The following is a 12,908-nucleotide window of genomic DNA, read 5'->3' as shown; positions in this document are numbered from 1 at the left end:
GAGGTGGGAGATGGGTCTCGACGACCGCAAACTCGCCGTGCTGCGGGCGATCGTCGAGGACTACGTCGCCACGCAGGAGCCCGTCGGCAGCAAGACGCTCGTCGAGCGGCACCAGCTCGGGGTCTCCCCGGCGACCGTCCGCAACGACATGGCGGTGCTGGAGGAGGAGGGCTACATCCGGCAGCCGCACACCAGCGCCGGCCGGGTCCCCACCGACCGGGGCTACCGCCTCTTCGTCGACCGGCTCTCCCGGGTCAAGCCGCTCAGCCCGGCCGAACGCCGGGCCATCGAGCGCTTCCTGGTCGGCGCGGTCGACCTCGACGACGTGGTGCACCGCACCGTACGCCTGCTGGCGCAGCTCACCCGGCAGGTCGCCGTGGTGCAGTACCCGTCGCTGGCCCGCTCGTCGGTGCGCCACCTGGAACTGGTGCCGATCTCCACCACCCGGCTGATGCTGGTCATGATCGCCGACACCGGGCGGGTCGAGCAGCGGCTGGTCGAGCTGCCCGCGCCGGTCCCCGCCGACGACGTCCTCGACCTGCGCCGGCTGGTCAACGAGAAACTCGTCGGGAGTCGGTTGTCCGACACTCCGCCGCTGGTGCAGGCGCTGGTCGACGAGAGTGCTCCGCACCTGCGCGGCGCGATGACCACCCTGTCCACCGTGCTGCTGGAGACCCTGGTGGAACGCACCGAGGAGCGGCTGGCGCTGGCCGGCACCGCCAACCTCACCCGGGGCGGCCTGCTCGACTTCCAGGGCTCGCTGCGACCCATCCTGGAGGCGCTCGAAGAGGAGGTCGTGCTACTCAAGCTGATCGGCGAGGCGGAGCCGAGCACCACCCGGGTGCTGATCGGCGACGAGAACGAGATCGACAACCTCCGCGCCGCCTCGGTGGTCAGCACCGGGTACGGCCCGGGCACCACCATCGTCGGCGGGCTGGGCGTGCTCGGCCCGACCCGGATGGACTACCCCGGCACCATCGCCACGGTGCGGGCCGTGGCACGCTACGTGGGCGAGCTGCTGGCCCAGAACTGACCAGTCAGGGCCGGCGGCCGGCTCCGGCCGCCGACCGGCGCAAACGCGAGACGAACATGAGGACACGGAACGCAGTGGCCAGGGACTACTACGGCATTCTCGGCGTGAGCCGGGAAGCCTCCGACGACGAGATCAAGCGCGCCTACCGCAAGCTGGCGCGGCAGTTCCACCCGGACGTCAATCCGGACCCGGAGGCACAGGAGAAGTTCAAGGACATCAACGCCGCGTACGAGGTCCTCTCGGACGACCGGAAGCGGCAGATCGTCGACCTGGGCGGCGACCCGCTCGCCCCGGGCGGCGGGGGCGCCGGCGGCCCGGGCGGCCCCGGCGGGGCCGGTCCGTTCGTCGGCTTCCAGGACATCATGGACGCCTTCTTCGGCGGCGCGGCCGGTGGCACCCGTGGCCCCCGACCGCGTACCCGGCCCGGGGCCGACGCGATCCTGCGGCTGGAACTGGACCTGCACGAGACCGCCTTCGGCGTCGAGGCCCCGATCACGGTCGACACCGCCGTGCTCTGCACCACCTGCTCCGGGGCGGGCACCGCGGCCGGCACCCACCTGGCGACCTGCGAGGCGTGCGGCGGCCGGGGCGAGGTGCAGTCGGTGCAGCGCACCTTCCTCGGCCAGGTCGTCTCGGCCCGGCCGTGCACCGTCTGCCAGGGCTACGGCACCACCATCCCGCATCCCTGCCCGACCTGCGCCGGCGACGGCCGGGTACGTACCCGCCGCTCGCTGACCGTCAAGATCCCGGCCGGGGTCGAGGACGGCATGCGCATCCGGCTCGCCCAGCAGGGCGAGGTCGGCCCGGGTGGCGGCACCGCCGGTGACCTCTACGTCGAGATCCACGAGCGGCCGCACGACGTCTACTCCCGCAAGGGCGACGACCTGCACTGCCGGGTCACCGTGCCGATGACCGCCGCCGCGCTGGGCACCCGGCTCACCATCAAGACGCTGGACAGCGACGAGAACGTCGACGTCAAGGCCGGCACCCAACCGGGCAGCACGCTACGGCTGCGCGCCCGGGGCGTACCGCACCTGCGCGGCACCGGCCGGGGCGACCTCTACGTCCACCTCGACGTGCGTACCCCGACCAAGCTCGACGCCGACCAGGAGAAGATGCTGCGGGACTTCGCCAAGACCCGGGGCGAGGAGGTCGCCGAGCTGAGCAAGCAGGGTGGCTTCTTCTCCCGGATGCGCGACGCCTTCAACGGCCACGCCTGACCCGGCCGTACCGGGACAGCGGAGCTTCGGCCTCCTCGTGCCGGCTGGCCTGCCTCGTCCCGGCTGGCCTGCCCGGGTCCTGGCTTGCTCGTTTCGGCTGGCCTGCCCGGCCCTGGCTGGCTTGTTCGGCCGGGCCCGGCCGGGGTCCGGGTGGCTTCTCGGCCGGGCCGGCCGGTTAGCCTGAGCGGCGTGTCCGCGCCGCTGTTCCTGGTCGAGTCGCTGCCCCCTGCCGACCAGTTCACCCTGGACGGCCCCGAGGGGCACCACGCCGCCACCGTGCAACGGCTGCGCGTCGGCGAGGAACTGCTGCTCGCCGACGGGCGGGGCGGCACCGCCACCGCCGTGGTCACCGCCGTCGGCCGGGGCGCCCTCGACGTCACCGTCACCTCCCGGGGGTACGTCGACGCGGACGTCCCCCGGCTGGTCGTGGTGCAGGGCATCGCCAAGGGCGACCGGGGCGAACTGGCCGTGCAGGCGATGACCGAGGTCGGGGTGGACGAGATCGTGCCCTGGGCGGCGTCCCGCTCGGTGGCGCAGTGGCGCGGCGACCGGGGCGTACGGGCCCGGGAGAAGTGGGTGGCGACGGCCCGGGAGGCGGCCAAACAGGCCCGCCGGGCGTGGCTGCCGGTGGTGGCCGGGGCCCCGGACGAGTCGACCGCCACGGTGGCGCGCCGGATCGCCGGGGCGGGCACGGCGTTCGTCCTGCACGAGGAGGCCGAGGAACGGCTCACCGCGGTCGACCTGCCGACCACCGGCGAGATCGTCCTGGTCGTCGGGCCGGAGGGCGGCATCGCCCCGACCGAGCTGACCACCTTCACCGACGCGGGCGCCCGCCCGGTACGCCTGGGACCCTCGGTCCTGCGCACCTCCACCGCCGGCCCCGCCGCCCTGGCCGTCCTCTCCACCCGCCTCTCCCGCTGGTAACCCACCTCGCCCTGCCCCACCCCGCCGAGCCCCGCCCCGAACCTGCCCGCTGCCCCGCCCAGCCCGCCCCGCCCCGCCCGCCCCGCCCCGCCCGCCCCGCCCCGCCCGCGTTGATCAAGAGGTTTGCGTCACCCCCCGGCCCGATTCCCGCCCCAAACTTCTTGATCACTGCCCCGCGACGCTGTCTCCCGACGGTGCGCCGGGTGATCAAGAGCTTTGCGTCATCCCCGGCCCGATTCCCGCCGCAAACTTCTTGATCACCGTCCCTCGACGTCACCCCGCACCACCGTCCCCGGCGGTGCGTCCGGTGATCAAGAGGTTTGGGTCATCGGCGGGCCTGGGATTGACGTAAAGCTCTTGATCAACGCGGGCGGGGGCGGGCGGAGGGGCGGAGGGGTGGGGAGGGAGTAAAGGAACGAGGGTGGTCTTTAGAGTGGGGGGATGGGAGCCGACTGTCTGTTCTGCCGCATCGTCGCCGGGGAGATTCCGGCCACCATCGTCAAGGAGACCGCCACCACCCTGGCCTTCCGTGACATCGGGCCGAAGGCGCCGGTGCACGTGCTGATCATCCCCAAGGAGCACTACGCCGACGTGGCGACGCTCGGCCAGGGTGACCCCGCGCTGGCCGGCGAGGTGCTGGCCACGGCGGCGGCGGTGGCCGAGGACGAGGGGCTGACCGGCGACGGCTTCCGGCTGATGTTCAACACCGGCCCGTACGGCGGTCAGGAGGTCTTCCACGTGCACGCCCATCTGCTCGGCGGCGCGCCCCTGGGCCCGATGCTGGCCCGGGACCTGGTGTGATGTCGACGGCCGACGGGGAACCCGAGCCGGACGGCGACGGGGCGCAGGTACGGCGTCGGCTGGAACGGATGGTCCGCGGGACCCAGGCGCAGGCACGGGTGCCCGCCCTGGCGGTGGCGCTGCACCGGGCCGACAGTCCGCTCTGGAGCTTCGAGGTCGGCGGCACCGGCAACGACACCGTCCTCGGCCCGGCGAGCCGGTTCCGGATCGGCTCGGTCACCAAGACCTTCACCGCCGCGCTGGTGATGCAGTGCCGCGACGACGGGCTGCTCGACCTGGACGACCCGCTGGGCCGGCACCTGCCGCTGCCCGCGCACGGCGAGCTGACCGTACGCCGGTTGCTCTCGCACACCGCCGGGCTGCAACGCGAGCCGTACGGCGACGTGTGGGACACGCTGCGCGCGCCGCAGGTGGACGAGTTGGTCGCCGACCTGGCCCGGGTCGAGCGGGTGCTGCCCACCGGCCGCCGTTACCACTACTCCAACCTGGGCATGGCGCTGCTCGGTCGGCTGGTCGGCGCGTTGCGCGGCGGCACCTGGGCCGAGGTGCTCGCCGACCGGGTGCTCACCCCGCTGGGACTGGCCGGCACCTCGGTCGACCCGGGGCCGCAGGCGGTGACCGGTTTCCTGGTCGACGCGTACTCCGACGAGGTGCATCCGGAGCCGCCGACCGACTTCGGGGCGATCGGGCCGGCCGGCCAGCTCTGGAGCACCGCGACGGACATGGCCCGGTGGGCGGCGTTCCTGGCCGACCCGGCCGCGCTGGACCCGACCGGGGCGGTGCTCGCCGCGACGACGCTGGACGAGATGCGCTGGCCGGTGACCACCACCGACGAGACGGTCTGGAAGGCCGGCTTCGGGCTCGGTCTGATCCTGGTCCCGTTCGCGGACCGGGTGGTGCACGTGGGGCACGACGGCGCGATGCCGGGGTTCCTGGCCGGGGTCTACGGCCGGCGCGGCGGGGACGGCACGGCCGGCGCGATGGGCTGCGCGGTGCTCGCCTCCAGCGGTACCGCCGCCGAGGTGTTGGAGCTGCCGCACCGGCTGCTCGCCGCCTCGGCCGAGCACGACCCGGCGGAGGTCGTGCCGTGGCGGCCGGGCCCGGGAGCGCCCGGACCGCTGCGCGGGTTGCTGGGCCGCTGGTGGGGCGAGGGCTTCGAGTACATCTTCTCCTGGCACGACGGGGCGTTGCGGGCCCGGGGCGCGGACGATCCGGCGGGGCGGCCCCCGGCGGTGTTCGCGCCGACGCCGCAGTCGCCGGACGTGTTCCGGACGGTCTCCGGGCGGGAGGTCGGGGAGTTGCTGCGGCTCACCCGCGACGACGACGGGACGGTGGTCGCGATGCACTGGGCCACCTACCGCTTCACCCGCCACCAGGAGACCTTCGACCGGTACGACTTCCGGGCCTGACCGGGCCGGCCCCCGGCCGGATGCCAACCCCCCGGCCGCCGGCCCGACGCCGGCCCGGGAGGGCGGTACGACCGCCCGGTCCGAACCGGGCGGGAAAAGTGACGCGGTGCCGCCGGGGCCGAGCGGATACGATGGGAGTATCGTCCGCACGCCGCGCCAGCAGGGCACGGCGCGAGATGGAAGCAGGTGGCGCAGGGCCCCACGGCCCGACCTATGACCGGCACCCCACCTCCCGGCCCGCCCCGGGTGCAGACCAGGATCACGGTTCCCGATGCCAAGATCATGGTCAACCTGCTCGGCGCGGGCGACGAGATCCTGCGACTCGTCGAACGTTCGGTCACCAGCGACGTGCACGTTCGCGGCAACGAGATCACCATCACCGGCGCGCCCGCGGACAACGCTCTCGCCGAGCGCCTCTTCAGCGAGCTGCTCGAACTGATCGAGAAAGGCGAGACCCTGACCACTGACGCTGTCCGGCGTACCGTCGGCATGCTCGAACAGGGCGGCACCGAGCGGCCCGCCGAGGTGCTCACCCTCAACATCCTCTCCCGGCGCGGGCGCACCATCCGCCCCAAGACGCTGGGGCAGAAGACGTACGTCGACTCGATCGACGCCAACACGATCGTGTTCGGCATCGGCCCGGCCGGCACCGGCAAGACCTACCTGGCGATGGCGAAGGCCGTGCAGGCGCTCCAGGCCAAGCAGGTCAACCGGATCATCCTGACCCGTCCGGCGGTCGAGGCGGGCGAGCGGCTGGGCTTCCTGCCGGGCACCCTGAACGAGAAGATCGACCCGTACCTGCGCCCGCTCTACGACGCGCTGCACGACATGCTCGACCCGGAGTCCATCCCGAAGCTGATGGCCGCCGGCACCATCGAGGTGGCCCCGCTGGCGTATATGCGGGGTCGCGCGCAGCCGTACGACGCACGGGTGCTGACTCCGGAAGGTTTCCGGCCGTTCGGGTCGTTGCGGGTCGGCGACCTGGTCATCGGCTCGAACGGGACGCCCACACCGGTGATCGGCATCTACCCGCAGGGCCCCAAGCAGGTCTACCGGGTCACGACCCAGGACGGCGCGTCCACTCTCTGCTGTGGTGAACACCTCTGGACCGTGGCCACCCCGGAGGACAAGCGGCGTGGCGGTCGGCGCACCCTCGAGACGCGCGAGATGATCGGCAAGGAGCGGCGGGGGCACATCCGCCGGTACGAGCTTCCGGTCGTGGCACCGGTGCAGCTCGAGTCGCAGGAGGTGCCGCTCGACCCGTACGCCCTCGGTCTGCTGCTCGGCGACGGTGCCATCTCGTCGCGGGCCACCCCGGCCTTCAGCACCGCCGACCCGGAGTTGGCCGACGCGCTCGCTGCGGCACTGCCCGGCATCGAGCTGGTGCGCAAGAGCAACTACGACTACGTGCTCCGGCATGTCGACGGTCACCGGGGCGGGGTGATCGTCGCCAACCCGGTGACGCTCGTCCTTCGTGAACTGAATCTTGCCGGTGCGAAGTCGGCGACCAAGTTCGTGCCCGACGTCTACCTGCAGAACGGTGTCGACGTGCGGCTGGCCGTCCTGCAGGGGCTGCTGGACACCGATGGGGGGCCGGTCGTCCAGGCGGGGCGCACCTGTCGGGTGCAGTATTCGACGACGTCGGCCCGGTTGCGGGACGACGTCGTCTACCTGGTCCAGTCACTCGGTGGGGTGGCGACCTGGCGGGTGCGGGAGGCTGAGGGACGAACGCCTGGTCTGGCCAACGGGCTTCCGGTTCCGCACCGCGCCGACGCCTACGTCGTGGAGATCCGGCTGCCTTCGGGTGTTCCGCCGTTCCGGCTGGCCCGCAAGCGCCAGCGGTACGACGAGCACGGCGGCGGACGACCGATGCGGTTCATCGACTCGATCCTGCCGGCCGGGGTCCAGGAGACGATGTGCATCCAGGTGGCGGCCGAGGACTCGTTGTACGTGACCGACGACTTCCTGGTCACCCACAACACCCTCAACGACGCGTTCATCATCCTGGACGAGGCGCAGAACACCACGCCCGAGCAGATGAAGATGTTCCTCACCCGGCTCGGCTTCGGTTCCAAGATCGTGGTGACCGGTGACGTCACCCAGGTGGACCTTCCGGGCGGGACGGCCAGCGGGCTGCGGGTGGTCCGGGAGATCCTGGGCCACGTCGAGGATGTGCACTTCGCGCAGCTGTCCAGCGCGGACGTGGTCCGGCACCGGCTGGTCGGTGAGATCGTCGACGCGTACGCCCGCTGGGACGAGCGGGAGAACCAGCAGGCGCAGGGCGTGCACGCCGTGCCGGGGCGGACCGCCCAGGGCGGCCGGGCCGGCCGACGCCGCTAACCAATCAGAGGAAGACAGTTGTCCATCGAGATCGCCAACGAGTCCGGTGCCGAGGTCGACACCGACGCGGTGCTCGCCGTGGCCCGGCACGCCCTCGACGAGATGGGGGTCAACCCGCTCGCCGAGCTGTCCGTGCTGCTTGTCGACATCGGCTACATGACCGAGCTGAACCATCGCTGGATGGGCGGCGACGGCCCCACCGACGTGCTCGCCTTCCCCATGGACGAGGGCAGCGTCGACCACGGCCCGGGGGAGAGCGCCCCGGCCGGCGGTGAACCGGCCCTGCTCGGCGACATCGTGCTCTGTCCGGAGGTGGCGGCCAAGCAGGCGGCCACCGCCGGGCACAGCGCCGCCGACGAGCTGCACCTGCTCACCGTGCACGGGGTGCTGCACCTGCTCGGCTACGACCACGCCGAGCCGGAGGAGGAGCGGGAGATGTTCGCCCTCCAGGCCCGGCTGCTGGCCAGCTGGCGGTCGACCCGGTCCCGGTGATGGACATAGTCGCGGCCGGTCCGACCGCCGGCCTTCCCGATCTTCAGCTGATCTTCTTCGCGGCCGGGCTGGTGGTGCTCGCCGGCCTGATCGCGATGACCGAGGCCGCGCTGGCCGCGGTCTCCCCGGCGCGCGCCGCCGAGCTGGCCCGGGACGGGGCGCGCGGCGCGCGTACCCTCCAGGCCGTCGCCGGTGACGTGGTCCGCCACCTCAACCTGTTGCTGCTGCTCCGGCTGCTCGCCGAGCTGACCGCCACCACCCTGGTCGCCCTGGTGGCGGTGGACAGCTTCGGCGCGGGCTGGCGGGCGGCGCTGGTGACCGCCGGGGCGATGACGGTGGTCAGTTTCGTGGTGGTGGGCGTGGCCCCGCGCACCCTGGGCCGGCAGCACGCGTACGCGGTGGGCCGGGCGGTGGCGCCGCTGGTGCGCTGGCTGGGCCGGGCGCTCAACCCGCTCGCCTCGCTGCTGATCCTGATCGGCAACGCGGTCACCCCGGGGCGCGGCTTCCGGGAAGGGCCGTTCGCCACCCAGGTCGAGCTGCGCGAGTTGGTCGACCTGGCCGAGCAGCGCGGGGTGGTGGAGCACGGCGAACGCCAGATGATCCACTCGGTCTTCGCGCTCGGCGACACCATCGCCCGCGAGGTGATGGTGCCGCGGACCGAGATGGTGTGGATCGAGGAGGGCAAGACCCTCTCCCAGGCGCTGGCGCTGTTCCTGCGCTCCGGGTTCTCCCGCATCCCGGTGATCGGCGAGAGCGTCGACGACGTGCTCGGCGTGCTCTACCTCAAGGACCTCATCCGGCGTACCCGGGGTGGCGACCTGCGGGCCCACCAGACGCCGGTGGCCGAGCTGATGCGGCCGGCGACGTTCGTGCCGGAGTCCAAGCCGGTCGACGACCTGCTGTCGGAGATGCAGGCCGCCCGCAACCACCTGGTCATCGTCGTCGACGAGTACGGCGGCACCGGCGGTCTGGTCACCATCGAGGACATCCTGGAGGAGATCGTCGGCGAGATCACCGACGAGTACGATGTCGAGCGCCCGCCGGTGGAGCACCTGGCCGACGGCGCGGTGCGGGTCACCGCCCGGCTGCCGGTGGAGAACCTGGGCGAGTTGTTCGACACCGAGTTGCCCACCGACGAGGTGGAGACGGTCGGTGGCCTGCTGGCGCAGGCCCTGGGGCGGGTGCCGATCCCGGGTGCCGACGCCGAGGTGGCCGGCCTCAAACTGGTCGCCGAGGGCACCACCGGCCGGCGCAACCGGATCGACAGCGTGCTGGTCAGCCGGGTGCCGCCGACCGGCGGCCCCGATTCCCGTGACAATCAGAACAGCACCGAGGAGAGGCAACCCGCCGATGCCTGAGACACCCGTCGAGCCGGCCGCCCGGCCCACCCCGTCCGATCCGGCCGAGTTGAGCGCCGAGGACGGCAAGCTGGTCGTGCTGGCCCGTGGTGCCCGTGCCCGGGTGTCCGCCGTGGAGGGCGCGGCGGTCCGCGACCAGGACGGCCGGACGTACGCGGCGGCGAGTGTCACGCTGCCCTCGTTGACGGTCACGGCGTTGCAGCTCGCGGTGGCGTCGGCGGTGGCGGCCGGGGCGAGCCGGCTGGAGGCGGCGGTGGTGGTGACCGAGGCGTCGACGCTGGACGGGGCGGGCCACGCCGCGGTACGGGACCTGTCCGCCGACGCGCCGATCCACGTGGCCGCGCCGGACGGGACGGTCCTCGGCACGGTGATCGAGTGACCGGCGTGGAGCAGCGGCCGTACCGTGCGGGTTTCGGGTGTTTCGTGGGGCGGCCGAACGCCGGCAAGTCGACCCTGACCAACGCGATCGTCGGCACCAAGATCGCGATCACCTCCAACAAGCCGCAGACCACCCGGCACGTCATCCGGGCCGTGCTGCACCGGCCGGATTCACAGCTGGTGCTGGTCGACACCCCGGGCCTGCACCGGCCGCGCACCCTGCTCGGCGAGCGCCTCAACGACCTGGTGCGCACCACCTGGACGGAGGTCGACGTGATCGGCCTCTGCATCCCCGCCGACGAGCCGGTGGGGCGGGGCGACCGGTTCATCAGCGGCGAGCTGAGCGAGCTGAAGGCCACCGTGCTCGCCGTGGTCACCAAGACCGACCTGGTCGACAAGCGGCGGCTGGCCGAGCAGTTGCTCGCGGTCAGCGAGCTGGCCGACTTCGCCGCTGTGGTGCCGGTCAGCGCGGTCTCCGGGCACCAGGTGGACACCCTGGTCGACGTGATGACGGGCCACCTGCCGCCGTCACCGCAGCTCTACCCGGACGACATGCTCACCGACGAGCCGGAGCAGGTGCTGGTCGCCGAGCTGATCCGGGAGGCGGCGCTGGAGGGGGTCCGCGACGAGTTGCCGCACTCGATCGCCGTGGTGGTGGAGGAGATGATCCCCGAGGGTCAGCTCATGAAGATCTACGCCGACGTCTACGTGGAGCGGCCCAGCCAGAAGGCGATCGTGCTCGGTCACCGGGCCAGCCGGCTCAAGGAGGTCGGCACCACCGCCCGTAAGCAGATCGAGGAGCTGCTCGGCACCCGGGTCTATCTGGACCTGCACGTCCGGGTGGCCAAGGAGTGGCAGCGCGACCCGAAGCAGTTGCGCAAGCTGGGTTTCTGATCCGGCGTCGGGGTACGCCGGGGTGGAATTCGGACACTGATATGGGAAGTTTCACGTCAGGCACCGATTAGCAGCGGTTTCACAGGTCGGGTGCGCAGGGTAGGGGACGTCCATCCGCCCCCGACATAGATGCAGCCTGATGCGTAACCGATATCTGGATCTGCTCCGTTTCCTGGCCATCGTCCGGGTCGTGGTCTACCACGTCACCGGGCTGGCCTCGCTGACGCTGGTCTTCCCGGCCATGTCGGTCATGTTCGCCCTGGCCGGGTCGCTGATGGCCGCGTCGCTGGACCGCTCCGGCGTGCCCGCGGTCGGGCGTCGGCTGCGCCGGCTGCTGCCCTCGCTGTGGGTGGTGGCGGCGGTCTTCGTCCCGGCGATGCTGCTGACCGGACTGGTGTTCACCCCCCGGGTGGTGCTCTGGCTGTTCCCGGTCGCCGACCCGCCGGCCAACTACTGGGGCGCGCTCGCGCTCAGCCCGATCTGGTACCTGCGGGACTACCTGTGGTTCGTGCTCGCCTCCCCGGTGGCGCTGTGGCTGTTCCGCCGCGCCCCGCTGCCCACCCTGGCCGTCCCCTACCTGCTGCTGATCGCGATCGAGGCGGGTCTGCTGACCACCACCTCGGCGGTCCTGCGCGACTTCGGCCTGTACTTCGGCGCCTGGCTGCTCGGCTTCGCCCACCACGACGGGCTGCTGCGCCGGCTGGCCGGCCGGGTGCTGGTGCCGGTGGCGCTGCTGCTGGCCGGGGCCGGTGCCGGTTGGATCCTCACCCACCCCGGGCCGCGCGGCTACGACCTCAACGACATCCCGCTGGGCAACGCCCTGTGGTCGGCGGCGTTCATCCTGGTGGTCATCGGCCGGGCCCCGGCCACCGCCGCCTGGGTGGACCGCAACCGGATCGTCGACCGGCTGGTGACGATCGTGAACCGGCGCGCGTTGACCATCTACCTGTGGCACATGCCCTTCGTGGTGGCGCTCACCCCGCTGGTCGGGCTGGTCGGCTGGTCACCCCGCGACCCGTGGGGGCTGGCGATCCGGGTGGTGCTGGTCTTCCTGCTGGTCGGCGTGGTGACCCTGCTGGTCGGCTGGGTCGAGGACGTGGCGGCCCGCCGCCGCCCCGAGCTGGTCCCCGGCCGGCGGCCGACCCGACAGGTGCCCGCGACGCCCGTCGTCCCGGCACCCCGGACGGCCGGGGCCGACGCCGCCGGGACCAGGGCCCGGTGAGGTACGCCGGGACGCCTCACCGCTGCACGACCGTCACGTTCCCGCTGCCGGTCTTGAGGTCCAGCACCAGCGACGCCCCCGGATCGTTGGTCACCCCGAGGTCGGCGTCCCCCGAGCCGACGTCGGACTTCACCCGGTACCGGCCCGCCGGCACCGTCAGCTCGACGTCCCCGCTGCCGGCGTGGGCCCGCGCCGAGGCCGCGGTGGTCAGGACGAGCGTGATGTTGCCGGAGCTGGTCTCGGCGGAGACGTCGCCGCCGAGGCGGGTCCCGGTGACGTCACCGGAGGACGCCCGCAGGTCGACCGGGCCGGTGACGTTGAGCACCTCGATGTTGCCCGAGCCGGTCTCGGCCCGCACCGGGCCGCTGGCGTCGGCGATCCGCAGGTTGCCCGAGCCCAGGGAGAAGTCGACCGACCCGATCCGGGCCAGTTCCACGTCACCGGAGCCGGTCTCGCCCTGCACCCGCACCCCGGGCGGGGCGGTCACCTCGTACGACACCGAGCAGCGGGGGCCGCAGCCGGTGTCGAGCACCAGTTCGTCGCCGCTGATCTGGTACGTGGTGTCGGGCTGGTCGCCCTGGTAGCGGAGCACCCGCTTGACGCGTACCCCGGTTGCCGGGCCGTTGGCCCGCACCACGAGGTCCCCGGAACCGGGCCGGACGGTGATCCGGGCGATCTTCGCCGCCTCGGTGGTGTCGAAGTCCAGCCGCCGGAACGCCAGTGTGTCGCACCCGGTGGCGAGGATGAGGGCGGCGGTCGCGCCCAGGGCGACCACGCTGCGGGGAAGTGCCATGACCAGCAACCTACGACCGTCGTACCCCGGCGCACATCCGGGGC

At 72.7% G+C, this 12,908-nt stretch carries 11 protein-coding genes and 3 pseudogenes; 13 read left to right on the top strand and 1 reads right to left on the bottom strand.

What is annotated here, in order from left to right; translation table 11 throughout:
• Positions 1-10: 10 nt before the first annotated feature.
• From hrcA to FJK98_RS25625, 13 genes and pseudogenes are all read left to right on the top strand, one after another.
• Positions 11-1,033, top strand: a complete 1,023-nt coding sequence (gene hrcA / locus FJK98_RS25675; RefSeq protein WP_145921283.1) for a heat-inducible transcriptional repressor HrcA — start codon at positions 11-13, stop codon at positions 1,031-1,033.
• A 74-nt stretch (positions 1,034-1,107) separates the two neighbouring features.
• Positions 1,108-2,253 (top strand): molecular chaperone DnaJ, encoded by a 1,146-nt coding sequence (dnaJ, locus tag FJK98_RS25670; RefSeq protein ID WP_194821761.1) that lies wholly within the window; start codon positions 1,108-1,110, stop codon positions 2,251-2,253.
• 189 nt (positions 2,254-2,442) lie between these two features.
• A complete protein-coding gene (locus FJK98_RS25665) occupies positions 2,443-3,177 on the top strand; it encodes a 16S rRNA (uracil(1498)-N(3))-methyltransferase (protein WP_145921281.1) in 735 nt (244 codons plus the stop codon).
• Between the two features lie 441 nt (positions 3,178-3,618).
• On the top strand, positions 3,619-3,978 hold the full coding sequence (locus tag FJK98_RS25660) for a histidine triad nucleotide-binding protein (protein WP_145921280.1): 360 nt from the start codon (positions 3,619-3,621) through the stop codon (positions 3,976-3,978).
• Positions 3,978-5,387: a serine hydrolase gene (locus FJK98_RS25655; protein WP_145921279.1), complete on the top strand. Its 1,410-nt coding sequence runs from the start codon at positions 3,978-3,980 to the stop codon at positions 5,385-5,387. Before FJK98_RS25660 ends, FJK98_RS25655 begins: the two co-directional genes overlap by 1 nt.
• A 213-nt stretch (positions 5,388-5,600) precedes the next feature.
• Positions 5,601-6,296, top strand: a pseudogene (locus FJK98_RS34375) (PhoH family protein); the annotation flags it as partial.
• Positions 6,285-7,055: pseudogene (locus FJK98_RS34880) on the top strand (phosphate starvation-inducible protein PhoH); the annotation flags it as partial. The pseudogenes FJK98_RS34375 and FJK98_RS34880, both read left to right, overlap by 12 nt.
• Positions 7,056-7,367: 312 nt before the next feature.
• Positions 7,368-7,727, top strand: a pseudogene (locus FJK98_RS34365) (PhoH family protein); the annotation flags it as partial.
• 18 nt (positions 7,728-7,745) lie between these two features.
• Positions 7,746-8,219 (top strand): rRNA maturation RNase YbeY, encoded by a 474-nt coding sequence (gene ybeY, locus FJK98_RS25645; protein ID WP_088644390.1) that lies wholly within the window; start codon positions 7,746-7,748, stop codon positions 8,217-8,219.
• The gene (locus FJK98_RS25640; protein ID WP_194821762.1) at positions 8,195-9,577 is read left to right on the top strand and encodes a hemolysin family protein; all 1,383 of its coding nucleotides are present in this window, start codon (positions 8,195-8,197) and stop codon (positions 9,575-9,577) included. Before ybeY ends, FJK98_RS25640 begins: the two co-directional genes overlap by 25 nt.
• Positions 9,570-9,956, top strand: coding sequence for a cytidine deaminase (locus tag FJK98_RS25635; protein WP_145921276.1), 387 nt, complete (start codon positions 9,570-9,572; stop codon positions 9,954-9,956). Before FJK98_RS25640 ends, FJK98_RS25635 begins: the two co-directional genes overlap by 8 nt.
• Positions 9,953-10,849 (top strand): GTPase Era, encoded by an 897-nt coding sequence (gene era / locus FJK98_RS25630; protein ID WP_145921275.1) that lies wholly within the window; start codon positions 9,953-9,955, stop codon positions 10,847-10,849. The genes FJK98_RS25635 and era overlap by 4 nt, the downstream gene beginning before the upstream one ends.
• 139 nt (positions 10,850-10,988) lie before the next feature.
• A complete protein-coding gene (locus tag FJK98_RS25625) occupies positions 10,989-12,071 on the top strand; it encodes an acyltransferase (RefSeq protein WP_145921274.1) in 1,083 nt (360 codons plus the stop codon).
• A gap of 16 nt (positions 12,072-12,087) precedes the next feature.
• Here FJK98_RS25625 and FJK98_RS25620 read toward each other — a convergent pair whose 3' ends face one another.
• A complete protein-coding gene (locus FJK98_RS25620; RefSeq protein ID WP_194821754.1) occupies positions 12,088-12,864 on the bottom strand; it encodes a DUF4097 family beta strand repeat-containing protein in 777 nt (258 codons plus the stop codon).
• Between the last annotated feature and the right edge of the window lie 44 nt (positions 12,865-12,908).

Source organism: Micromonospora sp. HM134, assembly GCF_007833915.1.
In the GTDB taxonomy this organism is placed as follows: domain Bacteria; phylum Actinomycetota; class Actinomycetes; order Mycobacteriales; family Micromonosporaceae; genus Micromonospora; species Micromonospora wenchangensis.
Note: the sequence above shows the minus strand (reverse complement) of the source record. Positions and strands in the feature narration are given on the sequence as shown.

Excerpts from the sequence above, each read along its gene's own strand:
- hrcA (WP_145921283.1), top strand. The coding sequence starts at position 11 with ATGGGTCTCGACGACCGCAAACTCGCCGTGCTGCGGGCGATCGTCGAG.
- FJK98_RS25660 (WP_145921280.1), top strand. The coding sequence starts at position 3,619 with ATGGGAGCCGACTGTCTGTTCTGCCGCATCGTCGCCGGGGAGATTCCG.
- FJK98_RS25655 (WP_145921279.1), top strand. The coding sequence starts at position 3,978 with ATGTCGACGGCCGACGGGGAACCCGAGCCGGACGGCGACGGGGCGCAG.
- FJK98_RS25635 (WP_145921276.1), top strand. The coding sequence starts at position 9,570 with ATGCCTGAGACACCCGTCGAGCCGGCCGCCCGGCCCACCCCGTCCGAT.
- FJK98_RS25625 (WP_145921274.1), top strand. The coding sequence starts at position 10,989 with ATGCGTAACCGATATCTGGATCTGCTCCGTTTCCTGGCCATCGTCCGG.
- FJK98_RS25620 (WP_194821754.1), bottom strand. The coding sequence starts at position 12,864 with ATGGCACTTCCCCGCAGCGTGGTCGCCCTGGGCGCGACCGCCGCCCTC.